Source organism: Pseudomonas sp. TH08 (assembly GCF_016651275.1).
GTDB lineage: Bacteria > Pseudomonadota > Gammaproteobacteria > Pseudomonadales > Pseudomonadaceae > Aquipseudomonas.
In genome coordinates, this window is the sequence record NZ_JAEKEE010000001.1 from 931,699 (window position 1) to 955,054 (window position 23,356).

Consider the following 23,356-nt stretch of genomic DNA (forward strand, 5'->3'; position numbering starts at 1 on the left):
GCAACACGGTCAAACCAGCATAGCAGCCGATAACGACGCGCACGGCTTGGCGGCCGAGGGTGTTCCGGGCCATGCTGTGACGCCTGCCTCAGGCATCCAACCCTCGGATGATCGAAGCCCCATGAGCCAACTGCCCTTTCTGCCTTTCTCCAAACCCGTTATCGATGAAGCGACGATTGCCGCCGTTGGCGACGTGCTGCGCTCCGGCTGGATTACCAGTGGGCCAAAGGTTCAGGCCTTTGAAGCGCAGCTGTCGGAGTACTTCGGCGGGCGCCCTGTGCGCACGTTCAATTCCGGCACTTGCACCATGGAAATCGCCTTGCGCATCGCCGGCATCGGCCCCGGCGACGAGGTCATCACCACGCCGATTTCCTGGGTGGCCACGGCCAATGTGATCCTTGAAGTCGGCGCCACGCCAGTGTTTGCCGACATCGACCCGGTGACCCGCAACATCGATCTGGATCAACTGGAAGCGGCGATTACACCACGCACCAAAGCGCTGATTCCGGTGTATCTCGCCGGTTTGCCGGTGGACATGGATCGTCTCTACGCCATTGCCCGCAAACACAATCTGCGCATTGTCGAAGACGCCGCTCAGGCCCTGGGATCGAGCTGGAACGGCCAGCGCATCGGCGCCACGGGCGACTTCGTGTCGTTCAGTTTTCAGGCGAACAAGAATGTCACCTGCTCCGAAGGCGGATGCCTGGTGCTGAACACACCTGAAGAAGCACGGCTGGCCGAGAAGTACCGCTTGCAGGGCGTGACGCGTAATGGCTTCGACGGTCTGGACGTTGATGTGTTGGGCGGCAAGTTCAACATGACGGATGTTGCGGCCACCATCGGCCTCGGGCAATTCGCTCACATTGAAGCGCTGACCGCTCATCGCCGTGAACTGGCTCGGCATTACTTCAAATGTTTTTGCGATGACTTCGAAGCGGTTTATGGCGCGCAACTGCCGCCGGCGGATTTCGATAACAGCAACTGGCACCTGTTTCAGCTGGTATTGCCAGAACGTGGGGATGGCTTACCGGCGCGGGCGACGTTCATGGAGCAGATGCAGGCGCATGGTGTCGGCATCGGCTATCACTACCCGCCGATTCACTTGCTGAGTTTGTATCGCGAGCGCGGTTGCAAAGAAGGGATGTTGCCAGTGGCGGAGCGTGTCGGACGGCTGATCGTCTCGCTGCCGATGTTTACCAGCATGAACAAGGACGACGTCGAGCGTTCAGTGGCCGCAGTAAAAACCGTATTGCGCGAAGCCTGACAGGCAGGCACACCCAACTGTGGCGAGGGGATTTATCCCCGATCGGCGGCGTAGCCGTCGTATTCCACCGCGTTGGGTCTGCTGGATAATCCGCGAAGCAGCATTTGGGGGCGGCTTCGCCCCCATCGGGGATAAATCCCCTCGCCACAGGGTTATTCGCCGATGGCGGCTTTGTAGGCAGCGGCGTCGAGCAGCTTGTCCAGCTCAGCCTTGTCGCTTGGCTTGAGCTTGAAGATCCACGCACCGTAAGGGTCAGAGTTCAGCAGCTCTGGCGAGCCGCTGAGTTCTTCGTTGACTGCAATCACTTCACCGCTGATCGGCGAATAGATGTCGGAAGCGGCTTTCACCGACTCGACCACACCGGCCTGATCTTCGGCGGCGAATACCTTGCCGACTTCGGTCAACTCGACGAACACCACATCACCCAGCGCTTCTTGCGCGTGATCGCTGATGCCCACAGTGACGGTGCCGTCAGCTTCCAGACGCGCCCATTCATGACTTTCGGCAAAACGCAGTTCAGCGGGGATATTGCTCATCTTCGGTGTCCTCAGGAATTGGGTCAGCGGTCATGCCCGCCAAAAAAGGTTAGATCAAAGTTTTGCCATGGCGTACGAAGGTCGGTTTGACCACCCGTACCGGGTACCACTTGCCACGGATTTCCACTTCGGCGCGGTCGGCGGTTGCCATCGGAACACGCGCCAGGGCAATCGATTTGCTCAGCGTAGGAGAGAAACTACCACTGGTGATCTCCCCTTCGCCAACATCGGCGATACGAACCACTTGATGAGCGCGCAAAACACCGCGTTCTTCCAGCACCAGACCGACCAGTTTGTGCGCAACGCCAGCGGCTTTTTCCGCCTCCAGCGCAGCGCGGCCGATGAACTGGCGGGCGGCGGGTTCCCAGGCAATGCTCCAGGCCATGTTCGAGGCGAGCGGCGAAACGTCTTGATGAATGTCCTGACCGTAGAGGTTCATCCCGGCCTCGACGCGCAAGGTGTCGCGGGCACCGAGGCCGATCGGGGAAATACCGGCCCCCACCAGTTCATTGAAGAACGCCGGGGCCTGATCGGCCGGCAGGGCGATTTCCAGACCGTCTTCGCCGGTGTAGCCGGTACGGGCAATGAACCAGTCGCCGTCGACGTAGGCTTCGAAAGGTTTGAGCTGCTGGATCAGCGTGGCGCGGGACTGGGTCACCAGTTCGGCAATCCTGTGCCGGGCCTGCGGGCCCTGAATGGCCAGCATCGCCAGCTCTGAGCGCTCGTGCAATTGCACGTCGAAATCGCCGAGCTGCGCGTTCATCCAGGCCAGATCCTGATCGCGGGTAGAGGCGTTGACCACCAGACGATAGCCGTCGTCGAGGCGGTAGACGATCATGTCGTCGACGATGCCGCCGCGCTCGTTGAGCATGGTGCTGTACAACGCTCGGCCGGGGCGGTGCAGGCGCTCGACGTCATTGGCCAGCAAGTGCTGGAGCCAGGCTTTGGCCTGTGGGCCGTCAACATCGATCACGGTCATGTGGGATACATCGAACACCCCGCAATCGCGGCGCACTTCGTGGTGCTCCTCGACCTGCGAGCCGTAATGCAGTGGCATGTCCCAACCGCCAAAATCGACCATCTTCGCGCCGAGGGCGAGATGCAGGTCATACAGAGGCGTACGCTGTCCCATGGGTTTCTCCTTCCGGGCGTGGCGAAGGTGCGGACAGCCGCTGTACGGAGTGAAAGCCTTGAAATACAAGGCTCTCAGCCGATTCCAGCGAACGGGTCTGTCAGACGATCCGCACCGAATGCCGCGCATTGTAGCCGCATGATTCAGGACTGACGACTAAGTGTTTCGGTGCGCCGAGCGGCGGATCAGGCCAATGACCGGCAACAGACCCACCAAAACCAGGGTCAGTGCCGGCAACGACGCGCGCGCCCATTCCCCTTCGCTGGTCATTTCAAAGATCCGCACCGCCAGCGTGTCCCAGCCAAACGGGCGCATCAGCAGGGTCGCGGGCATTTCCTTGAGCACATCGACGAACACCAGCAACGCCGCGCTCAAGGTGCCGGGCAGCAACAGCGGCAGATACACTTTGAAAAACAGTCGCGGCCCACTGACACCCAGGCTACGTGCCGCTTCGGGCAAAGACGGCCGTATACGCGCCAGGCTGCTTTCCAGCGGGCCATACGCCACGGCAATGAAGCGCACCAGATAGGCCATCAGCAACGCCGCCAGACTGCCGAGCAGCAACGGTTTGCCCGCGCCACCGAGCCAGCCCGAGAGCGGAATGACCAGCTCGCGATCCAGATAACTGAAAGCCAGCATGATCGACACCGCCAGCACCGACCCCGGCAACGCATAACCAAGATTGGCCAGACCGACCCCGGAGTTGATCGCCTGCGTTGGCGCCAACCGGCGAGCGAAGACCAGCAACAAAGCGACGCTGACGGTAATCAATGCGGCCATGCCACCTAAATAGAGGGTATGCAGGATCAGCCCGGCGTAACGCTCGTCCAGATCGAAGCGCCCACGCTGCCAGAACCAGACGATCAATTGCAGCATCGGAATGACGAACGCGCAGGCGAAGACCAGGCCGCACCAGCTCATCGCCGCGAACGCCTTGAGCCCGCGCAAGTGGTACAGGGCTTTGACCCGTGGCCGCTCGTTGCTTGCGCGGTTTGCGCCGCGGGCGCGACGTTCGCCGTAGAGCACCAGCATCACCACCAGCAGTAACAGGCTGGCCAGTTGCGCCGCGCTGGGCAGGCTGAAGAAGCCGTACCAGGTTTTGTAGATCGCTGTGGTGAAGGTGTCGAAGTTGAACACCGACACCGCACCAAAATCGGCGAGGGTTTCCATCAGCGCCAACGCCACGCCGGCACCGATGGCCGGGCGCGCCATCGGCAATGCCACGCGCCAGAACGCTTGCCACGGCGATTGCCCAAGCACCCGCGCGGCCTCCATCAGACCTTTGCCCTGAGCAAGAAACGCAGTACGCGCCAGCAGGTAAACGTAGGGATAGAAGACCAGCACCAGCACGATAATCACCCCGCCGGTGGAGCGCACACGCGGCAGACGCAGACCTGTGCCAAACCATTCGCGCAACAGGGTTTGCACGGGGCCGGCGAAATCCAGCAGGCCGACGAAAACGAAGGCCAGCACATAAGCCGGGATGGCGAACGGCAGCATCAGCGCCCAGTCGAGCCAGCGCCGACCGGGGAATTCACAGAGGCTCGTAAGCCAGGCGAGGCTTACGCCCAGCAGCGTCACGCCGACACCGACGCCGAGCACCAGCGTCAGGGTGTTGCCCAGCAGGCGTGGCATCTGGGTTTCCCACAGGTGCGACCAGATCTGCTGATCGATGGTCTGCCATGAGAGCAGCAGAACACTCAGGGGCAACAGCACCAACGCGGCGATGGCGAAGACGATGGGGTACCAGCGGCGTTGGGCGGGGTGGGCCACTTCGAAGGTCTCGCGGGAAAATCGTGGAGTTTAGGGAAAAAGCAAAAGATCGCAGCCTCCGGCAGCTCCTACAGGTGATCTCATGTAGGAGCTGCCGAAGGCTGCGATCTTTTGATCTTTACAACAGCAGACTCAGTTCCAGCCCGCGCGATCCATCATCCGGATCGCCTCGGCCTGACGCTTGCCCGCCACTTCCACCGGCAAGGTATCCGCCACGAACTTGCCCCACGCCGCCACTTCTTCCGAAGGCGCCACGGCCGGATTGGCCGGGAATTCCTGGTTCACGTCAGCAAAGATCTTTTGCGCCTCAGCCGTGGTCATCCACTCAACCAAAGCCTTGGCCGCTTCCGGGTGTGGCGCATGTTTGGTCAGGCCGATACCCGACAGGTTGACGTGCACGCCGCGATCAGCCTGATTCGGCCAGAACAGTTTCACCGGCAGATCGGGCTTCTGCTTGTGCAGGCGACCGTAGTAGTAGGTGTTGACGATGCCGACGTCGCACTGACCAGCGTTGATCGCTTCGAGCACCGCGACGTCATCGGAGAACACATCGGTCGACAGGTTGTTGACCCAGCCTTTGAGGATTTTCTCGGTTTTCTCGGCACCGTGGACTTCGATCATGGTCGCCGTCAGCGACTGGTTGTAGACCTTCTTCGCCGTACGCAGGCACAGGCGCCCTTCCCAATTCTTGTCGGCCAACGCTTCGTAGGTGGTCAACTCACCCGGTTTCACCCGATCAGTGGAATAGGCGATGGTTCGCGCGCGCAGGCTCAGGCCGGTCCAGGCATGGGTCGACGAGCGGTATTGGGCGGGAATGTTGGTGTCGATGGTCTTCGAGGTGAACGGCTGCAGGATGCCCATCTGTTCGGCCTGCCAGAGGTTGCCGGCATCGACGGTCAGCAGCAGGTCGGCGGTGGCGTTTTCACCTTCGGCCTTGATGCGCTGCATCAGCGGCGCTTCCTTGTCGGTGATGAACTTGATCTTCACCCCGGTCTTGGCGGTGTAGGCATCGAACACCGGTTTGATCAGTTCATCGATGCGCGACGAGTAAACCACCACCTCATCAGCGGCCTGGGCCGTGGTGCTGCCGATCAGGGTCAAGGCCAGTGCAGTCAGAAGACGCTTGGGTGCCAACATGGGAGTGGTCTCTCGGTCGGAAAATGTGGGCCAAATGATAAGGACTCACATTTACCACCTCAATCGAACTCTTTTTGAAGGAGTTACCAGATGTTGCACAGGTTGAAAGATGCGGTGACTGGGCTGACGCCTTCGCGAGCAGGCTCGCTCCCACATTGGAATGCATGTCAATTGTGGGAGCGAGCCTGCTCGCGAAGAGGCCATCAGCCTCAATATTGATTTCAGGCCTTGGCGAGCGCCGGAAGATCACCCGTCAACCCCAGCGCCTCCCGCACGAACAGCGCCTTGGCCTCGGGCATCTGCTCCACCAGCTTCAACCCGGCATTACGCAACCACCTTACCGGCAACGGATCAGCCTGGAACAACCGCTCAAACCCTTCCATCGCCGCCATCAGCGCCAGATTGTGCGGCATGCGCCGACGCTCGTAACGGCTCAGCACTTTCACATCCGCCAAACGCTCACCACGTTCCGCCGCTTGCAATAGCACTTCGGCCAGCACCGCTGCATCGAGGAAGCCAAGGTTCACCCCCTGCCCCGCCAACGGGTGAATGGTGTGCGCCGCGTCGCCAATCAGGGCCAACCCTTCAGCCACATAACGCTTGGCATGGCGTTGACGCAGCGGCACGCACAGTCGCGGATCAGCGCTGATCACGTCGCCGAGACGCCCCTCAAAGGCGCGCTCCAGTTCAGCGCAGAATTCCGCTTCATCCAGCGCCATCAAACGCTCGGCCTCGCTCGGCGTGGTCGACCAGACAATCGAGCACCAATCCTGCTGACCGTCACGCTCCAGCGGCAGGAATGCCAATGGCCCGTGATCGGTAAAACGCTGCCACGCGGTCATCTGGTGCGGTTTGCTGCTGCGCACGCTGGTGACAATGGCGTGGTGCAGATAATCCCATTCGCGGGTGGCTACGCCGGTCAGGCGACGTACTGCCGAATTGGCGCCGTCAGCGGCAATCACCAATGGCGCGCGCAATTGCCGTCCATCGGCCAGGGTCAGCAGCCAGTCGTCGCCGGAGCGGCGCATCTGTTCCAGCCGCGCATTGGCCAGCATGCCCAGATCGCAGTCGTGCAAGCGATCGAGCAAGGCGTCCTGCACCACGCGGTTCTCGACGATATGGCCGAGTACCTCGGCGTGCACACTGCTCGCCGAGAAGTGAATCTGCCCGGTGCCGCTGCCGTCCCAGACGTGCATGTCGGTGTACGGACTGCTGCGCCGCTGAGCGATGCCGTCCCACACGCCGAGGCGTTCGAGAATTCGTTGGCTGGCCGCCGACAGCGCACTGACACGCGGCTCAAATGGCGCTTGAGCATCGAACGGTTTGACGCTCAGCGGGCTGCCGTCGAGCAGCAGGACTTCCAGCCCGCTGTCCTGCAACGCCAGCGCCAGGGCACTGCCGACCATTCCAGCTCCGACAATCAGCAGATCTGCGCGCATTTCCATGCTTTAAGCCTGTCTCGCTTGCGGCTTGAGCCGCACGTAAAGGGTTTTACCGACCCGCGCGACAAGGTTGCCGGCGCCGTCATGAATATCGACCTGCAACTGCGGCAGGTATTTCTCGCCACTGGCAGTCTGCCGGCGAACCTCGTCGAGCAAGGTGTCGTCGATGGTGAAGCGGGCGAACACCTGACCTTTGCCCGGCGCAATGAAATCGATGTCGGCAGCCTTGTCCCAGACGATGTACCGCGAACCGAGGTTTTCCATGAGCATCAGCATGAAAAACGGATCGACCATCGAATACAGGCTGCCGCCGAACTGTGTGCCGACGTAGTTGCGGTTGTACCAGCCGAGGCCCATCGACACCTGAATGTCGCGGAAGTCATCGCTGATGTGTCTGACCCGCACACCAGCGCCCAGGTATGGCGGGTAGCACGTCATGACCCAGCGCATCAGTCGCGCCTTGCCGAATTTTCGGGTCAGCCACTTAAGCATCCGGACGCGTTCCCAAACCCATCGCCTGACGCGCAAACCAGCGCTTGGCCGGCGGCAACAGATCGAGGCCGAGCAAGCCGATGTTACGACCCAGCGAAACCAGCGGCTGCGTGCTGCCGAACAGGCGCGTGACCTGATCGGAGAACCCGACGGTGAGGTCCTGATCGAGACGCTGACGTTCACGATAAGCCTGCAACGTGGCGAAATCGCCCAGCGGTTTGTCGCTGGCAAGCAACGCGGCCGCGAGGGCATCGGCATCGCGCAGGGACAGGTTGAAACCCTGGCCGGCAATCGGGTGCAGGCTGTGCGCCGCGTTGCCGAGCACGGCCAGGTGCGAGCGCACCTGCTCTTCGGCTTCGACCAGCGTCAGCGGATACAAATGCCGTGCGCCGACCTGTTTCAGCGTGCCAAGGCGATAACCGAACACGCCCTGCAATTCGCTGAGGAAATCACGTTCGCTCAGATCGGCCAGACGCTGCGCGTCCATGCCCAAACGGGTCCAGACTAGGGCGCAGCGGTTTTCCGGCAGCGGCAGCAGCGCCATCGGGCCTTCGTCGGTGAAACGCTCGAAAGCCACGCCGTTGTGCGCTTCGCTCGGCGTGATGTTGGCGATCAGCGCGCTCTGGTTGTACGGACGCTTGCGCACGTTGATGCCCAATTGCTCGCGCAAACCCGAGCGACCGCCATCGGCGAGCACTGCCAGGTCGCATTCAAGCGTGGTTTCATCGTTAAGGGTCAGGCGATAGCCGTCAGGCAGCGGCTCCATGCGCGTGACTTCCGCCGGGCAGCGCCAACTGATCACGTCTTTATCGATGTGCTGCCACAGGCACTGGCCGAGCCAGGCGTTTTCCACTACATAACCGAGCGCCGGCACACCCTCTTCCATCGCCGACAAACGCGCGGTGGAGAAGCGGCCACGGTCGGAGACGTGGATCTGTTTGATCGGCTCGGCGCGACGGGAGATTTCCTGCCACACGCCCAGCCGTTGATAAATCTGTCGCGAACCAAAGGACAGCGCCGACGAACGTGCGTCGTAGCTCGGCTGCCAACTGTCGCCGGGGGCAAATGGCTCGATCAGGACGATCTTCCAGCCGCGCGCCTTGGCCCCGGCCTGCAAGGCCAACGCCAGACTGGCGCCGACCAGACCGCCACCGATGATTGCCAGATTGACTCGACTCATGCCGCGTGTGTCCTTGCTTGCGCCATCAGCGCTTCGATGTCGGCGACGGTTTTCGGTACGCCGTTGGTGAGGATTTCACAGCCGGTTTTGGTCACCACTACGTCGTCCTCGATGCGCACGCCAATGCCGCGCCATTTCTTCGCGACGGTCTGATTGTCCGGTGCAATGTAGATGCCCGGCTCCACGGTCAGCGCCATGCCGACCTCTAGAACGCGCCATTCGCCGCCGACTTTGTATTCGCCGACGTCGTGTACATCCATGCCCAGCCAGTGACCGGCGCGGTGCATGTAAAACGCCTTATAGGCTTCGCTGGCGATCAACTCGTCGACCTCGCCTTGCAGCAGCCCGAGTTTCACCAACCCTGTGGTGATTACTCGCACCGTGGCTTCGTGCGCCTGATTCCAGTGCTTGTTCGGAGCGATTTCAGCGAATGCGGCTTCCTGCGAGGCCAAGACCAATTCGTAGATCGCTTTCTGTTCAGCGGAGAACTTGCCGTTGACCGGCCAGGTGCGGGTGATGTCGCTGGCGTAGCAATCGATCTCGCAACCGGCGTCGATCAGCACCAGATCGCCGTCCTTGAGCAACGCGTCATTCTGCTGGTAATGCAGGATGCAGCTGTTGCGCCCGGCGGCGACAATCGAGCCATAGGCCGGCATTTTCGCTCCGCCCTTGCGAAACTCGTAATCCAGCTCGGCTTCGAGGCTGTATTCGTGAAGCCCCGCCCGACTGGCCTGCATCGCACGAATATGGGCTTGCGCCGAGATCCGGGCGGCTTCGCGCATCACCTTCACTTCTGCCGCCGATTTATACAGGCGCATGTCGTGCAGCAGATGATCCAGCGCAACGAATTCGTTCGGTGGCTGGGCGCCAAGGTGCGCTTTAGAGCGGATCACATTGATCCAGTCCATCAGATGGCGGTCGAATTCGGGGTTGCTGCCCATCGCCGAATACACCCGGTCACGGCCTTCGATGAGGCCTGGGAGGATGTCGTCGATGTCGGTGATCGGAAAAGCGTCATCGGCGCCGAAGTCGCGGATCGCGCCTTCCTGCCCTGCGCGCAGACCGTCCCACAATTCGCGTTCGGCATTGCGTTCACGGCAGAACAGCAGGTATTCGCCGTGCTCGCGGCCGGGCATCAGGACGATGACGGCTTGCGGCTCGGGGAAACCACTGAGGTACTGGAAGTCGCTGTCCTGACGGTAGACGTGCTCGACGTCGCGGTTGCGGATGGCAACTGCGGCGGCGGGCAGGATCGCGATGCTGTTGGGTTCCATCTGCGCCATCAGGGCCTTGCGGCGACGGCTGTATTCCGCTTTGGGGATATGGGTCATGGGCAGATGGCTTTCCCTGGCACGCGATTAATGCAGCGACGGCTTGGCGGCTGGCGGCACGTCGGCTTTCTTGGTTTCCGAGAACAGCAGCAGCGGCGCGACGCGCAGGTACTCCATGACTTCCATGTAGTCGGACTCGCCGTCTTCGGATTCTTCCAGGGCGTCTTGCACCTGGGAAATGGCGGCCAGATCCTGCAGCACTTCGGTGGCTTCGGTGCTGAGCATGCTGCTGTCGCGGCAGTTCAGGCCAAAGCCGCTGAGGAAGCCCTGGCACCACTCGCCCAATGCAGCGGCGCGGTCAGCCAGCGGCGCGTCATCGGTCGGCAGCAGCAGAACAACGGTGACGTCGTCGCCGGTCAGCTCGCCTTTGACCATCTCTTGCAGGCCGATCAGGGCGTTGCGGACGTTGTCCTGAATGTCGCCTTCGAGCAGTTCGGCGGCGTCGATCAGCCAGCCTTCGTTATCGAAGCCGGCACCGGCGCAACTGCGTCCGAGCAGCACGCCATGCAGTTCGGCAGGCGAGACGTTGTGGCCGCTGGAGGTCAGCAGGGTGGCAAAGGCTTGGTACGGGGAATTCGCAATGGTCATGGGCAGCTAGGCGCCAGACGGCGCTATGTCTAGAATGAAGGCCTTGTATCCTACATCGACAGACTCGCCAAGACTATTAAAGGCTGTCCGCCAGCTAACCCATCAGACAGTGAACACAATGGAAGACAACGACCTGCAAGCGCTGATGGCCAGACTCGAACTGCTGATTGGCCGAGTCGAGCAACTAAAGAGTCAAAATGCACTCTTACTAGCTCAGGAAAAGACCTGGCGCGAGGAACGCGCGCACCTCATTGAAAAAAACGAAATCGCCCGGCGTAAGGTCGAATCGATGATTTCGCGCCTCAAGGCCCTGGAGCAAGACTCATGAGTTCAAGCAATAGCGTTACCGTGCAAATCCTCGACAAAGAATATTCGATCATTTGCCCGCAGGAAGAACGCAGCAATCTGGTCAGTGCCGCACGCTACCTGGATGGCAAGATGCGCGAGATCCGCAGCAGCGGCAAAGTCATCGGCGCCGATCGCATTGCCGTGATGGCCGCGCTGAACATCACTCACGACCTCTTGCACAAAGAAGAGCGCCCGGACATTCAGGCCAGCGGCTCGACCCGTGAACAGGTGCGCGACTTGCTCGATCGTGTCGATCTGGTACTCGCCGACGATCAGAACACTACCAAGGGCTGATTCGACTGGCCGCTTGCGGTATACTCGCGGCACTCCCTGGGGTGCTTGCCAGTTGACGATGTCCCTGAGCCGATTCGCACTACCCTGGAAGTTGCACGTTGGGCTGGTGTGCATGTCCGCTAGACGGAAAGCCTTAAAGTCTACTGCATCTTCCACCTTGAACTTTCGGGTTCAAGGGCTAAGTTGACAGCGGTTCATCCGGGGAGCCTGATTCGAATCCGATGTCGGTTAATCCGACATCGGATTTTTTATGCGTACGTTTTCGTCCCACCTGCCGAAGCCGAACCATGACCGAACCCGCGCTGCTGCCCCGCCCGCAACTTCGCCGCCTGCTGCGCAAGGCGCGCCGTTCGCTGACCAAGAGCGAACAACGCCAAGCGGCCAAAGGCCTGTACCGGCAACTGGCGCAAGACCCGCACTTTCGCCGGGCTAAACATATCTCCCTGTATTTACCCACCGACGGTGAAATCGATCCGCGCCTGCTGCTGCGTGAAGCGCAGCGTCGGGGCAAGGCGACGTACCTGCCGGTGCTCAGCGCCTGGCCAAGAACCAAAATGGTCTTTCAGCGGATTCGTCCCGGCGAACAACTCAAACCCAATCGCTTCCGCATCCTCGAGCCGCGGGCCAATCTGGCGCAGCAACGCAAGGTCTGGGCGCTGGATCTGGTGTTGTTGCCTTTGGTTGGGTTTGACGATGTCGGTGGGCGACTGGGGATGGGCGGCGGTTTTTATGATCGCAGCCTGGCGTATCTGGCCCGGCGCAAAAGCTGGCGCAAGCCGACGTTGCTGGGGCTGGCCCATGAATGTCAGAAGGTCGAACGCTTGGCGCAGGCAAGTTGGGATGTGCCGTTACAAGGCACGGTCAGCGACAAGGCGTGGTATTTCGCGGGATAGGACGCCGCAGATCAGCGGCGTCGGGTGTGCAGTTTCAGCGCTTGAACGCGGTCGACTGTTGAACCTGTTGCGCGACTTCGATTGGAGCGTCAGCTTTGGTTGTCCACAGACTCTGCGCGTAACCGGTGGTCACGACGCCCAGGCCAAACAAAATTACCAAAGTCCATAGTAAATCCGGTTTGCGTTTCATCGATTGCCCCCCAAAGGCACATCAACACGATGACAGCAGCGGTTTCCGTTCGTAGGCCGTGCAGCAGCGTCAAGCTTTAAAGGCCGGCATTTTGCGGCAACGTGAACCGCTGCGCAAACGCTGACGTCAACCGACCGTCGGTTTGTCATAAAATTGCCCGACAACCTGCCCAATGACCGTCTCAGGAGCAAAAACCATGGCCTATTGGCTAATGAAATCCGAACCCGATGAACTCTCGATCAAAGGTCTGGAAAAGCTTGGCAAAGCGCGCTGGGACGGGGTTCGCAACTATCAGGCGCGCAATTTCCTGCGGGCGATGGCGGTGGGCGATGAATTCTTTTTCTACCATTCCAGCTGCCCGGAGCCCGGGATTGCCGGGATTGGCAAAATAATCGAAGCGGCGTACCCGGATCCCACCGCACTGGAGCCGGAGAGTCATTACTACGACCCAAAGGCCACGCCGGAGAAAAACGCCTGGAGCGCAATTGACGTTGAACACGTCGAGACGTTTGCGCGGGTGTTGAAGCTGGATTATCTGAAACAGCAGACGGCGTTGGCCGAGATGCCGTTGGTGCAGAAGGGATCACGGTTGTCGGTGATGCCGGTGACAGCGGAGCAGTGGGCTGCGGTTATCGCCCTGAAACCCTGAATAATCCTTCGCCTGACAAAATGCCTTCGCGAGCAGGCTCGCTCCCACAGGGATTTTCAGTGACCACAGATTTTGTGAACACCAGAGAAACATGTGGGAGCGAGCCTGCTCGCGAAGGGGCCCGCCCGGACAGCAGAAGTCTTACTGAATGATCAGGTTGTTGAACAACAGATCCTCAACCACCGGCTTGCCGGTCTCGTCATTCATGACTTGCTGAGTTTGCTTCAGCGCTTCCTGACGCAGCTTCTCTTTACCCTCGATGCTGCTCATCGCCTCGGTCGACTGCTGGGTAAACAACGCCACCAGTTGATTACGAATCAGCGGTTCGTTGGCCTTGACCAGCTTGCTCGCCTCGTCGCCGGTCACGCGCAAAGCCACGTCAGCCTTGTAGACCTTGAGCTTCGGCGTGCCGTCCAGCCCATAGTTGCCCACAAACGGCGGGCTCAAGGTGATATAGCTGACCTTCGGCGCTTCGCCTTCTTTGGCCTCTTCGGCCAGCGCTGCCACAGGCAGAGACAGGGCCAGCAACAACATGATCCACGCTTTCACAATTCGCTCCTTATCCGGTTTGCGGCCTAGCATAACGACCCGCCGCGCAAGCACAAGCTTATGGCTGACTATCAGGGTCGGGCATGCTCGTTGACCCGTTGACTGACACACCTACACTTATCGGCCATCACTCCCAAAGGAATAGCCCTGATGAAAGCCGTGCTGTGCAAAGCCTTCGGCCCTGCCGAATCGCTGGTGCTGGAAGACGTCGCCAGCCCTGTCGCGAAAAAGAACGAAATCCTGCTGGACGTGCACGCCGCCGGGGTCAACTTTCCGGACACGCTGATCATCGAGGGCAAGTACCAGTTCAAACCGCCCTTCCCGTTCTCCCCGGGCGGTGAGGCCGCGGGGGTGGTTCGCGAAGTCGGCGAAAAGGTCAGTCATCTCAAGGTCGGCGATCGGGTCATGGCCCTGACCGGCTGGGGCAGTTTCGCCGAACAGGTCGCCGTGCCGGGCTATAACGTCCTGCCGATTCCGCCATCAATGGACTTCAACACCGCCGCCGCTTTCAGCATGACCTACGGCACCTCGATGCACGCGCTCAAGCAACGCGCCCAACTGCAACCGGGCGAAACCCTGCTGGTGCTCGGTGCGTCCGGCGGTGTCGGCCTCGCTGCTGTGGAAATCGGCAAAGCCATGGGCGCCCGCGTCATCGCCGCCGCCAGCAGTGCCGAGAAACTCGCGGTGGCCAAGGCTGCCGGCGCCGACGAGTTGATCAACTACAGCGAAGCCAGCCTCAAGGATGAAATCAAGCGCCTCACCGACGGCCAGGGCGCCGACGTGATTTACGATCCGGTCGGTGGCGATCTGTTCGACCAGGCCATCCGCGCCATCGCCTGGAACGGCCGCTTGCTCGTTGTCGGCTTCGCCAGCGGGCGCATCCCTGAGCTGCCGGTCAACCTCGCCCTGCTCAAAGGGGCGGCGGTACTTGGCGTGTTCTGGGGCTCCTTCGCCCAACGCCAGCCGCAGGACAACGCGGCGAACTTTCAGCAATTGTTCGGCTGGTTTGCCGAGGGCAAGTTGAAACCGCTTGTGTCGCAGGTTTATCCGCTGAGCAATGCGGCGCAGGCGATCAATGATCTTGGCCAGCGCAAGGCTGTCGGTAAGGTTGTGGTGCAGGTGCGCTGAGAAACTCTCGACGAAGGCCAGAGTTGCCTGTCCGGTAATTCTGGCTTTCCGTTTATTGCTCAGGCCTCAACTCAAAGCAACTCCCGAATCTCCACAGGCAGCAGACTCATAAACTTGCGCGTTGGGCTCTCTCGACAACCTCTTACAATCATCGAAACCCGTTTGTTCATCTTCGCAATCATCGCCAGACGCTGTTCATCCGACAATTGATGCCGGGTGAGTGAATTTGAAAGATAAGCTCGCGTATACGCAAAAATGTTCGAGTCAACCCAATCGAACTCACTCATATTCCCAAGGTTTTCGTTAACCGCCCGGCATTTAACTGTTTTCAGCCATTGGTTGATATGAAGCGGCTGGTCTTCGAGGCGAAAGATCATGGGTGCGACGATTTCCTGCTCTTCAGGTTTCTCCCCTTCAACCACCCAGGGTTTGAACCGCCACTGCGCTATCGCGACTCGAACCGCTTCGGACAAGTCAGGGTGAGTGCTTTCCCGAATCTTGATCTCACCGACCGAGCCATCCGCCCTGGCGATAAAACTGACCCTCACCTCCCCCGTGATGCCCGCACGTTGCAGCATTCGGGGATAAACAGGTTTGGGATTGTTTTCCGGTATCAAAAACATCTCTGAGGCCAGAGCAGAACCTCCGAACGCCAACAAAAGCCAAACAAAAAACCAGCGCATGATCCCGCCCCTTCCTTAGTGATTCGCCCTTCCCGGCAACAGCACAAAGGTTACGGAACAATGACTGATCAATGAATGGCGCAGCTTCTCCGTTGGACGCAGGACATTTCCTAAACCCCAAGCATAAAAGGGCAAAAACACCGGGCAAAGTGTCTCGGGTAACTTTTCTGACGGACTGTTAGCCTCCGCTAGGGTCAGCAATGTCGCCCGGCATCAGCTGCTCCTGCACCTTCTCGCTTCGGGACTCAACCAGTTGCCCCTTGTCGTCGAAACGCAAAACGATCAGCCAGTCATATACATCCACCGGCCATTTCGGCTGGCCGATCAATGCCGGGCCATTGCCGCCGAACGCGCCGATGAGTTTATTGATGTGGCCGTGGTGCCAGGCGATCAGCACGGTTTTCGCCTGATTGTCCTTGCGCAGCAGGCTGACCAGTTTGTCGACGTCGTTGTTGGCGAAGGGTTGTTCGATCGGCAGTTGCAGGCGTTGCGCCAAGGGGATCAAGGTCTGGCGCGGGCGGATGCTTTGCGCGCTGTCGGCGGTGGCGATCAGGCGTTGCGGTGTCAGGGCCTCACCCTCCAGCTGCAATGAAGTGAAGTAGTCAGCGTAAGCGGCGGCGCGCGCTTCACCCCGAGCATTGAGTTGCGGGCCTAATGCCGGTTTTTCCGCATGACGGACGATCAGCACCGTGGCATTGCGCAACCCCGGCGCCGCAGCGCCCTGAGCGAAACTCAGCGCGAGAACAGAGGCGATGACGGCGACCACCATCAGCAATCTGGGCCATAACCTGCGAATCATCGGGGCCATCATTGTTCTCTGCGCGATCAGTGGGTGACTGCTGGCGAGTCTATGACACAACCCTGTGACGGCGACAAAAACGCCCTGTTCTTACAGCTGAGCGACAGGTTCGTAAAAGAACATGCGACTTCCAACATTTTCCGCTGTTTTGGCGATGCGAACCGGTGCTATTTTCGGTAACGAAACTGTAACATTCGCATCCGCAGTCAAAACAAGAAATTTGGAGCTCTTGAATGTTTGCTTTCTTTCGACCTGCCGCACATCAGGCTCCATTGCCTGAAGAAAAAATAGACAGCACTTACCGACGCCTGCGCTGGCAGATCTTCGCCGGTATTTTCTTTGGTTACGCGGGTTATTACCTGCTGCGCAAAAACTTCTCGCTGGCCATGCCGTACTTGATCGACGAAGGCTACAGCCGCGGTGATCTGGGTCTGGCGATGTCGGCGATTGCCATCGCCTATGGCTTGTCGAAGTTCCTCATGGGCCTGGTGTCCGACCGTTCAAACCCGCGCTTCTTCCTGCCTTTCGGCCTGTTGGTGTCGGCCGGGGTGATGTTCGTTTTCGGTTTCGCACCGTGGGCAACGTCCAGCGTGACCATGATGTTCATTCTGCTGTTCATCAACGGCTGGGCTCAGGGCATGGGCTGGCCGCCAAGTGGCCGGACGATGGTGCACTGGTGGTCGCAGAAAGAACGTGGCGGCGTGGTCTCGGTATGGAACGTGGCGCATAACGTCGGTGGCGGCCTGATCGGCCCGCTGTTCCTGCTCGGCATGGGCCTGTTCAACGACTGGCACGCGGCGTTCTACGTACCGGCAGCGGTAGCGCTGGGCGTGGCGGTGTTTGCCTTCATCACCATGCGCGACACCCCGCAATCGGTTGGCCTGCCGCCAATCGAGAAGTACAAGAACGATTACCCGGAAGGCTACGACGCCAGCCACGAAGACGAATTCAGCGCGAAAGAAATCTTCGTCAAATACGTGCTGCGCAACAAAATGCTCTGGTACATCGCCATGGCCAACGTCTTTGTCTACCTGCTGCGCTATGGCGTGCTGGACTGGGCACCGACCTATCTGAAAGAAGCCAAGGGTTTCACCGTCGATAAAACTTCCTGGGCTTACTTCTTTTACGAGTGGGCGGGTATTCCGGGCACGCTGCTGTGCGGCTGGATGTCGGACAAGATCTTCCGTGGCAACCGCGGCCTGACCGGCATGGTGTTCATGGCGCTGGTGACTGTGGCGACGCTGGTGTACTGGCTGAACCCGGCTGGCAACCCGACCGTCGACATGATCGCGCTGTTCTCGATCGGCTTCCTGATCTACGGCCCGGTGATGCTGATCGGTCTGCAGGCGCTGGAACTGGCACCGAAAAAAGCCGCTGGCACGGCGGCCGGTTTCACCGGTCTGTTTGGTTATCTGGGCGGTTCGGTCGCGGCGAGTGCGGCGATGGGCTACACCGTTGACCACTTCGGCTGGGACGGCGGGTTCGTGCTGCTGGTGGGCGCTTGCCTGCTGTCGATGGCCTTCCTGGCCCCGACCCTGTGGCACAAGCAAGTCGCCAGTCAGAGCCGTGAAGCAGTCGCGTGATCGGACTGTGATTGACAGCGCTTGAGCCGCGCCTCCAGATTTCGGTCTGGCATGGCGTGGCTGCGCAGGGCGTGTGCGGTCTGCTCGACATAATCGCGAGTGGTACCGTAACGCCCGCAAGCGCTTTCAAACACCTGACTCAGCACGTGATCCGGCAAGTTGCCGGCATAGCTGGGCAGGTGTCGCTCCAATACAAACCCCAACGCCTGCACCTGACTGCCATCTTCGAGCCGGCAGTTGAGCCAGTGTGGCCGATAGGATGGCACTGGCATTTCGCGCTTCCACAATGCGTACAGCGCCGCGTCGAGATTGTCTTCCGGCAGGCGATAAGCGAAGCCGCTGCACGAACCGCCACGATCCAGACCAAACACCAGACCGGGCATTTCCGGCGTACCGCGATGCTCGTGCGACCACAGGTACAAGCCGCGATGGTAGCCATGCACGCGGCCGCGCACCCTTTCCACCGCCGTGCATTCCGGCCGCCAGATCAGCGAACCGTAGGCGAACAGCCACACCGGCCCGCCCTTGTGGCGCGCCATGGTCGATTGCATGGAAGCGAGAAGTTGTTCGTGCGTCAGCTGCGGCCCAAGATCGAGCCGCGGAGGGTAAGCCAGGTTCAGAAAAGCGTTTTCAATGGCACTCATGGCGAATAGCGTTCAGCTCCCCGCGGGTGAAGAATTACTTAATAGAACGCACCGCTGTAACAATAAGGCACATATGTTTTAAGGCAATTTAAGTGCCATGGCACAGTTATTAATCGATTGCCTGATTGATATATAACCTAGCGGTATTTATCCAATTAGATAAATACCGATCGGCTATATAGAGAGTTATAACGAATCAGCAGCGCAGCTTAAGAGCGAGGCTCAAGAGCGAGGCGCGTACGCAAACACGTCGGCACGCATCTGGTGAGCGTCCATCCCGGCCTCGACCAAAGCGTCGAGTGTGCCGTAGACCATGGCCGGCGAACCGCTGGCGTAGACGTGCAGCGGTTTCAGATCCGGGAAGTCTTCGCAGACCGCCTCGTGCAGCATGCCGCAGCGCCCTTCCCAGCCGCACTGATCGCTGACGACTTTGTGCAGGAACAGATTGGGCAGCTTCAGCCATTCGTCCCAATGTTCGATCTCATAGAAATCTTCCGGACGACGCACGCCCCAGTACAGATGCACCGGGTGTTTGAAGCCGTTGGCGCGGCAATGTTCGATCAGTGCGTGAATCTGGCCCATGCCGGTACCAGCAGCGACCAGCACCAGCGGCCCGTCGGGCAATTCCGCCAGATGCGTGTCACCGAACGGCAACTGAACGCGCACCATCGGGTTGCGTTGCAGCTGTTCGAGCAGGCTCAGTGCACTGGCTTCGCGCGCCAGCACATGGATTTCCAGATCGCGCCCGCCATGCGGAGCCGAGGCCATGGAGAACGCCGATTTCTCGCCGTTCTCGCGCTCGATCATCAAATATTGCCCGGCGTGATAACGCGGCGGCTTGCCGGCGGGTGCGCGCAAACGCACACGCCAGGTATCGCCGCCGACGTCGCGGCATTCGATGACCTGACACGACAGGCTGCGCACCGGCAGTTCTCCCAGCGCGAGCACGCCATCCCACAGCAGGATGCAGTCTTCCAGCGGCTCGGCTATGCAAGTGTAGAACTCGCCGTGGTCGTGCACCTTGCCGTCCTGCTCGACCCGGCCTTCCACCAGCAGCGCCGCGCACACGTGACAATTACCATTGCGGCAGCTTTGCGGGCATTCATAGCCCAACCGCCGCGCACCGTCGAGAATCCGCTCACCGGGCCGTATCTCAAGCACTGCTCCGGAGGGCTGAAGGGTTACACGCATCAATCTATTCCTAATTGATTCCAGATGGCATCGATCCGTTGGGTAACGGCGTCGTCCTTGACAATCACACGGCCCCACTCGCGAGTGGTTTCGCCCGGCCACTTGTGGGTGGCATCGAGGCCCATCTTCGAACCCAGGCCAGAAATCGGCGAGGCGAAATCGAGATAGTCGATCGGCGTGTTATCGATCATCACCGTGTCGCGCTTGGGGTCCATGCGCGTGGTGATCGCCCAGATCACATCATTCCAGTCCCGGGCGTTGATATCGTCGTCGGTGACGATAACGAATTTGGTGTACATGAACTGTCGCAAAAACGACCAGACACCGAGCATCACGCGCTTGGCGTGCCCCGGATACGATTTCTTCATGGTCACGATGGCCATGCGGTACGAGCAACCTTCCGGCGGCAGGTAGAAATCGGTGATCTCCGGGAACTGCTTCTGCAGGATCGGCACGAACACTTCGTTCAGCGCCACGCCGAGAATCGCCGGCTCATCCGGCGGACGGCCGGTGTAGGTGCTGTGGTAGATCGGCTTGATCCGGTGGGTGATGCGCTCGACGGTGAACACCGGGAAGCTGTCGACTTCGTTGTAGTAACCGGTGTGGTCGCCGTACGGGCCTTCGTCGGCCATTTCGCCCGGATGGATCACGCCTTCAAGGATGATCTCGGCGGTGGCCGGCACTTGCAGGTCGTTGCCACGGCACTTGACCAGTTCCGTTCGGTTACCGCGCAGCAGACCGGCAAAAGCGTATTCGGAGAGACTGTCCGGCACCGGCGTCACGGCGCCAAGAATGGTCGCCGGATCGGCACCCAGAGCCACGGACACCGGGAACGGCTGGCCCGGATGTTTCTCGCACCATTCGCGGAAGTCGAGCGCGCCGCCACGGTGGCTCAGCCAGCGCATGATCACCTTGTTACGGCCGATCACTTGCTGACGGTAGATGCCAAGGTTCTGGCGCTCCTTGTTCGGGCCTTTGGTGACGGTCAGGCCCCAGGTGATCAGCGGCCCAACGTCGCCGGGCCAGCAGGTCTGCACCGGCAGCATCGCCAGGTCGACGTCGTCGCCTTCGATGACCACTTCCTGGCACACCGCGTCTTTGACGACTTTCGGCGCCATCGAGATGATCTTGCGGAAGATCGGCAGCTTCGACCACGCGTCCTTCAAGCCCTTCGGCGGCTCCGGCTCCTTGAGAAAGGCCAGCAGCTTGCCGATCTCGCGCAGCTCGCTGACCGACTCGGCGCCCATGCCCATGGCCACCCGCTCGGGGGTGCCGAACAGGTTGCCGAGCACCGGGATGTCGTAGCCTGTCGGCTTCTCGAACAGCAACGCCGGGCCCTTGGCCCGCAGCGTGCGGTCGCACACCTCAGTCATCTCCAGCACCGGCGAGACGGGAATCTGGATGCGTTTCAACTCTCCGCGCTGCTCAAGCTGCTGCACGAAATCCCGAAGATCCTTGAATTTCATTGACGATGGCACCCTCAAAATAGGCGTACATCCTACCTGCTCTGACGGGCAAACAGCAGCCCGTCAGCGCCCGGCATCGCTCAATTGTGGCTCACACCCAGCAGCAACGGCGCAAACAGCGGGCTCAGTCGGGCGCTGCCGGCGTCCGACAAGTGATCTTCGTCCCGGTACTGCGAATGACCGTTGACCTCGATACTGCAGACCTCGCCCGCGCACATCATCGGTGTCGGATCAATCACATGAACGCCAGGATCGGCAGCGCTCATGGACTCGAACAAAACGCTGATAAAGCGCTGCCGCGCCAGATGCTCCTCAAGGGGACGGCCAAGACCTTCGGCCGAGCGCCCGATCCGCGCAAGGCTGGTCAGGCGATTGATGATGCCTTTGCGTTGCAACGGCACTTCCTTGAACAGCCAGACTTGCACACCCGCTTGCCTCAGCGCTGCCACTCGCGCCTTGAGCGCCACAGCCATGCGCTGTTCGGCCTGGGCAGTATCGTCATGGGGATTGAGCAGAACCTTTTTGTCGCCGTCTTCGCGGCCATACATGTACAGACTCCAGTTGGACGCCAGCACCACATCCTTGATCCCCAGGCTGCGCACGCGCTCCATGGTCTGCTCGTTGAAATCCTTGCAGCGCTGGCGCGGATCATCACTGAGAATCGGCGGACAGGCGCTCATGCTGTACAGCCAGACCGGGCGCCCTTCGCGACGCGCATTGCTCTCGATGGCCGGGAGCAACGCGGCGGTGTGGCTGTCGCCCCAGATCAGTTGAGTGGCCGGGACATCTTCATTGCCACCGACCAGACAGGCCTTGTCCAGGGACTTGTCCTGGGTGACCAACATGCATTTCATCTGCCCGGCCCGCCATTCACGGGACTGTGCGTATTCCAGTGCCTTGCCGGTCAGACGCTGAGGTACACCATCGGCCGAACGGATCGCCGACCCTGTCGCCACCAACACGGCGATGGTCGCCACCGCACCAGCCAACACTGCATTGCGCGAAGCCAGCAGGCGCTTTTCCCGGAACGGCAACTCGACATAGCGCAGGCTCAGCCACGCAAGGCTCAACGCCAGAGCGATCCAGCCGATGGCCTCCACAGGCTGAATGCCGTCGATCGAAATGGCATTGGCGTAGACATAGACCGGCCAGTGCCACAGGTACAGCGAGTAAGAGAGCAAACCGACCCAGACCAGCACGCGCAGACTCAACAGTCGCGCCGTCCAGCTCGCACCTTGTGCACCCGACCAGATCAGCGCCGTCGTCCCCAACACCGGCAGCAGGGCCGCCCAGCCGGGGAATACGGTGGACTTGTCAAAAGTGAACACCGCGACCAGCACCGCTGTCAGCCCGGCGAGGCCGACAACCTGGTACAGCCAAGGGCGCATGGGCTGTTTCGGCGCCGGCGTCACCGCGAGCATTGCGCCGCACAACAGCTCCCAGGCTCGGGTTGGCAGCGAGAAGAAGGTGAATTCCGGCTTGTGTTCGATGTAATGAATGTTCAAGCCGAACGACACCAGCAGTACCGCAAACAGCATCCAGCGCCAATGACGGACATAACGGACCAGCACGGCCATCAGCAACGGGAAGAAAATGTAGTACTGCTCTTCCACCGCCAGCGACCAGGTGTGCAGCAGCGGTTTCAGGTCCGAAGCCGGCTGGAAGTAGCCGTCTTCGCGCATGAACAGAATGTTGGAGATGAACAGCGACTGATAGCGCACCGTTCGTCCCAGTTCGGAATAGTCCTTGGCTGTCAGCAACAACCAGCCCAACGCCAGCGTGACTACCATGACCACTGTCAGTGCCGGGATGATGCGACGTGCCCGACGGGCCCAGAAATCAATGAAGCTGAAACGTTGCGCGCTGATTTCCCGAAACAGAATACCGGTGATCAGGAAACCGGAAATGACGAAGAACACGTCAACGCCGACAAAGCCGCCGCTGAATGTACTGAATCCGAAATGAAACAGTACGACGGGTAAAACCGCCAATGCCCGTAATCCGTCGATATCACGGCGATTGCCAAACGTGTGCATAACCTTTCTTGTCCTTGTAGGTACAAAC

24 protein-coding genes and 1 other RNA gene are annotated in these 23,356 nt (G+C 60.3%); 8 read left to right on the plus strand and 17 right to left on the minus strand.

Annotated elements, in window-relative coordinates; translation table 11 throughout:
• Positions 1–121 precede the first annotated feature (121 nt).
• The gene (locus JFT91_RS04435) at positions 122–1,264 is read left to right on the plus strand and encodes a DegT/DnrJ/EryC1/StrS family aminotransferase (RefSeq protein WP_201231674.1); all 1,143 of its coding nucleotides are present in this window, start codon (positions 122–124) and stop codon (positions 1,262–1,264) included.
• A gap of 152 nt (positions 1,265–1,416) precedes the next feature.
• Here the strand turns inward: JFT91_RS04435 and gcvH are convergent, their stop codons facing one another.
• The 9 genes from gcvH to JFT91_RS04480 all read right to left on the minus strand — a co-directional run bounded on the left by gcvH (position 1,417) and on the right by JFT91_RS04480 (position 10,875).
• Positions 1,417–1,800 carry a glycine cleavage system protein GcvH gene (gene gcvH, locus JFT91_RS04440; protein ID WP_201229129.1) on the minus strand — a complete coding sequence of 128 codons (384 nt, stop codon included), beginning with the start codon at positions 1,798–1,800 and terminating at the stop codon, positions 1,417–1,419.
• A 49-nt stretch (positions 1,801–1,849) separates the two neighbouring features.
• The gene (gene gcvT, locus JFT91_RS04445) at positions 1,850–2,932 is read right to left on the minus strand and encodes a glycine cleavage system aminomethyltransferase GcvT (RefSeq protein WP_201231675.1); all 1,083 of its coding nucleotides are present in this window, start codon (positions 2,930–2,932) and stop codon (positions 1,850–1,852) included.
• Between the two features lie 156 nt (positions 2,933–3,088).
• Positions 3,089–4,705, minus strand: coding sequence for an ABC transporter permease subunit (locus tag JFT91_RS04450; protein WP_201231676.1), 1,617 nt, complete (start codon positions 4,703–4,705; stop codon positions 3,089–3,091).
• Positions 4,706–4,837: 132 nt separating this feature from the next.
• Positions 4,838–5,842, minus strand: a complete 1,005-nt coding sequence (locus JFT91_RS04455; RefSeq protein ID WP_201146566.1) for an extracellular solute-binding protein — start codon at positions 5,840–5,842, stop codon at positions 4,838–4,840.
• 221 nt (positions 5,843–6,063) lie between these two features.
• Positions 6,064–7,281 (minus strand): 2-octaprenyl-3-methyl-6-methoxy-1,4-benzoquinol hydroxylase, encoded by a 1,218-nt coding sequence (locus JFT91_RS04460; RefSeq protein WP_201232236.1) that lies wholly within the window; start codon positions 7,279–7,281, stop codon positions 6,064–6,066.
• 9 nt (positions 7,282–7,290) lie between these two features.
• Positions 7,291–7,776: a DUF4442 domain-containing protein gene (locus JFT91_RS04465; protein WP_201229133.1), complete on the minus strand. Its 486-nt coding sequence runs from the start codon at positions 7,774–7,776 to the stop codon at positions 7,291–7,293.
• Positions 7,769–8,956: a 2-octaprenyl-6-methoxyphenyl hydroxylase gene (ubiH, locus tag JFT91_RS04470; protein ID WP_201231677.1), complete on the minus strand. Its 1,188-nt coding sequence runs from the start codon at positions 8,954–8,956 to the stop codon at positions 7,769–7,771. The genes JFT91_RS04465 and ubiH overlap by 8 nt, the downstream gene beginning before the upstream one ends.
• Positions 8,953–10,287: a Xaa-Pro aminopeptidase gene (gene pepP, locus JFT91_RS04475; RefSeq protein ID WP_201229137.1), complete on the minus strand. Its 1,335-nt coding sequence runs from the start codon at positions 10,285–10,287 to the stop codon at positions 8,953–8,955. The genes ubiH and pepP overlap by 4 nt, the downstream gene beginning before the upstream one ends.
• A 27-nt stretch (positions 10,288–10,314) precedes the next feature.
• Positions 10,315–10,875, minus strand: coding sequence for a YecA/YgfB family protein (locus tag JFT91_RS04480; protein WP_201229139.1), 561 nt, complete (start codon positions 10,873–10,875; stop codon positions 10,315–10,317).
• A gap of 118 nt (positions 10,876–10,993) precedes the next feature.
• Between JFT91_RS04480 and JFT91_RS04485 the strand changes: the two genes are divergently transcribed.
• The 4 genes from JFT91_RS04485 (at position 10,994) to JFT91_RS04500 (ending at position 12,410) form a co-directional block, all read left to right on the plus strand.
• Entirely contained in the window at positions 10,994–11,203 is a 210-nt protein-coding gene (locus JFT91_RS04485) for a TIGR02449 family protein (RefSeq protein WP_016985919.1), read from the plus strand.
• Positions 11,200–11,517, plus strand: a complete 318-nt coding sequence (locus JFT91_RS04490) for a cell division protein ZapA (protein ID WP_034151990.1) — start codon at positions 11,200–11,202, stop codon at positions 11,515–11,517. The genes JFT91_RS04485 and JFT91_RS04490 overlap by 4 nt, the downstream gene beginning before the upstream one ends.
• A 30-nt stretch (positions 11,518–11,547) precedes the next feature.
• Positions 11,548–11,726, plus strand: a non-coding RNA gene (ssrS, locus tag JFT91_RS04495) — 6S RNA.
• A gap of 78 nt (positions 11,727–11,804) precedes the next feature.
• On the plus strand, positions 11,805–12,410 hold the full coding sequence (locus tag JFT91_RS04500) for a 5-formyltetrahydrofolate cyclo-ligase (RefSeq protein ID WP_201231678.1): 606 nt from the start codon (positions 11,805–11,807) through the stop codon (positions 12,408–12,410).
• A gap of 34 nt (positions 12,411–12,444) precedes the next feature.
• Here the strand turns inward: JFT91_RS04500 and JFT91_RS04505 are convergent, their stop codons facing one another.
• Positions 12,445–12,600 carry a hypothetical protein gene (locus JFT91_RS04505; protein WP_008081430.1) on the minus strand — a complete coding sequence of 52 codons (156 nt, stop codon included), beginning with the start codon at positions 12,598–12,600 and terminating at the stop codon, positions 12,445–12,447.
• A 196-nt stretch (positions 12,601–12,796) separates the two neighbouring features.
• Here JFT91_RS04505 and JFT91_RS04510 point away from each other — a divergent pair, with 196 nt between their 5' ends.
• Positions 12,797–13,249: an EVE domain-containing protein gene (locus JFT91_RS04510; RefSeq protein ID WP_201229144.1), complete on the plus strand. Its 453-nt coding sequence runs from the start codon at positions 12,797–12,799 to the stop codon at positions 13,247–13,249.
• A gap of 141 nt (positions 13,250–13,390) precedes the next feature.
• On the opposite strand, the gene JFT91_RS04515 is transcribed toward JFT91_RS04510, so the two are convergent.
• Positions 13,391–13,798, minus strand: a complete 408-nt coding sequence (locus JFT91_RS04515) for a flagellar basal body-associated protein FliL (protein WP_201147854.1) — start codon at positions 13,796–13,798, stop codon at positions 13,391–13,393.
• 150 nt (positions 13,799–13,948) lie between these two features.
• Between JFT91_RS04515 and JFT91_RS04520 the strand changes: the two genes are divergently transcribed.
• Complete coding sequence (locus JFT91_RS04520) at positions 13,949–14,926, plus strand: NADPH:quinone oxidoreductase family protein (protein WP_201231679.1); 978 nt, start codon at positions 13,949–13,951, stop codon at positions 14,924–14,926.
• 71 nt (positions 14,927–14,997) lie between these two features.
• On the opposite strand, the gene JFT91_RS04525 is transcribed toward JFT91_RS04520, so the two are convergent.
• Complete coding sequence (locus JFT91_RS04525; protein WP_201231680.1) at positions 14,998–15,609, minus strand: energy transducer TonB; 612 nt, start codon at positions 15,607–15,609, stop codon at positions 14,998–15,000.
• A gap of 178 nt (positions 15,610–15,787) precedes the next feature.
• Positions 15,788–16,417: a flagellar basal body-associated protein FliL gene (locus tag JFT91_RS04530; protein WP_201231681.1), complete on the minus strand. Its 630-nt coding sequence runs from the start codon at positions 16,415–16,417 to the stop codon at positions 15,788–15,790.
• 224 nt (positions 16,418–16,641) lie between these two features.
• Between JFT91_RS04530 and glpT the strand changes: the two genes are divergently transcribed.
• A complete protein-coding gene (gene glpT, locus JFT91_RS04535) occupies positions 16,642–17,991 on the plus strand; it encodes a glycerol-3-phosphate transporter (RefSeq protein ID WP_201229148.1) in 1,350 nt (449 codons plus the stop codon).
• On the opposite strand, the gene JFT91_RS04540 is transcribed toward glpT, so the two are convergent.
• From JFT91_RS04540 to JFT91_RS04555, 4 genes are all read right to left on the minus strand, one after another.
• Entirely contained in the window at positions 17,967–18,635 is a 669-nt protein-coding gene (locus JFT91_RS04540; RefSeq protein WP_201229150.1) for a gamma-glutamylcyclotransferase, read from the minus strand. The genes glpT and JFT91_RS04540 overlap by 25 nt on opposite strands.
• A 222-nt stretch (positions 18,636–18,857) precedes the next feature.
• Complete coding sequence (locus tag JFT91_RS04545; RefSeq protein WP_201229152.1) at positions 18,858–19,826, minus strand: CDP-6-deoxy-delta-3,4-glucoseen reductase; 969 nt, start codon at positions 19,824–19,826, stop codon at positions 18,858–18,860.
• Positions 19,826–21,292: a 4-hydroxy-3-polyprenylbenzoate decarboxylase gene (ubiD, locus tag JFT91_RS04550; RefSeq protein WP_008081413.1), complete on the minus strand. Its 1,467-nt coding sequence runs from the start codon at positions 21,290–21,292 to the stop codon at positions 19,826–19,828. Before ubiD ends, JFT91_RS04545 begins: the two co-directional genes overlap by 1 nt.
• 80 nt (positions 21,293–21,372) lie before the next feature.
• The gene (locus JFT91_RS04555) at positions 21,373–23,328 is read right to left on the minus strand and encodes an acyltransferase family protein (RefSeq protein ID WP_201231682.1); all 1,956 of its coding nucleotides are present in this window, start codon (positions 23,326–23,328) and stop codon (positions 21,373–21,375) included.
• Positions 23,329–23,356: the final 28 nt, after the last annotated feature.